The organism is Nocardia sp. bgisy134 (assembly GCF_965341865.1).
Lineage (GTDB): Bacteria > Actinomycetota > Actinomycetes > Mycobacteriales > Mycobacteriaceae > Nocardia.
The window spans coordinates 1-714 of sequence record NZ_CBDQZP010000067.1; the positions used below are offsets into that span (position 1 = coordinate 1).

The window sequence follows — 714 nt, forward strand, 5'->3', positions numbered from 1 at the left end:
CCGCCGGTCCGAGGACCCGGAACAGGCGCGGACGGATGTCCCCAGATCGGTCTTCGACCACATCGCTACCACCAAGTCGGCAAGCATCCTCGAATGTCGATGATCAGGCGCCGTCCTTTCGAGTGATGGTTGTACTTCTACTCCGCAACAAGTAGCGGCGGGCGCCCGGCGATTGGGACCACGCGGCGAGTGGAAATCGGTTCTCCGATCCAGGCGGCTCGGGTGTACTGACGATATGACGATCACATCTGCCACCGTGCGTGCCGCCGGTCCCGTCGATCTGTCGCCTGTGTTGGCGTTGGCCGTCGCGTTCTACTCCGAGGACGGTTTCGCCACCGGCGAACCCGAGTTGCGTGGCAACCTCGCGACGTTGCTCGCCTCGCCTGCGGCGCGAGTCGCGGTGGCGCATTCTGCGGATCGGCTGCTCGGGTTCGCCGTCACCACTACCAGCTTCGGTCTGGAGAGTGGACTGGTTGCCGAACTCGAGGATCTGTTCGTGGTGCCTGCTGAGCGGCGCCGCGGGCTGGCCGGACAGCTCATCGAGGACAGTGTCGGGTGGGCGCGCGAGCGAGGTTGCCGGTGTCTGGAGTTGGTCATCGCGCCGAACGGCCGCGATGTCGGGCATTTGTTCGCCTACTATCTCGCACGCGGTTTCCACAACGATGGTCGTCGCCTGATCAGCAGGCGGCTCTGATTCGACCTGCCGTCAGCTGA

The 714-nt window shown here is 64.7% G+C and carries 1 protein-coding gene; it reads left to right on the plus strand.

The annotated features are described in order from the left end of the window. The first annotated feature begins 235 nt into the window (after positions 1 to 235). On the plus strand, positions 236 to 694 hold the full coding sequence (locus tag ACRWNM_RS36545) for a GNAT family N-acetyltransferase (RefSeq protein ID WP_431972736.1): 459 nt from the start codon (positions 236 to 238) through the stop codon (positions 692 to 694). Positions 695 to 714: the final 20 nt, after the last annotated feature.

Excerpts from the sequence above, each read along its gene's own strand:
- ACRWNM_RS36545 (WP_431972736.1), top strand. The coding sequence starts at position 236 with ATGACGATCACATCTGCCACCGTGCGTGCCGCCGGTCCCGTCGATCTG.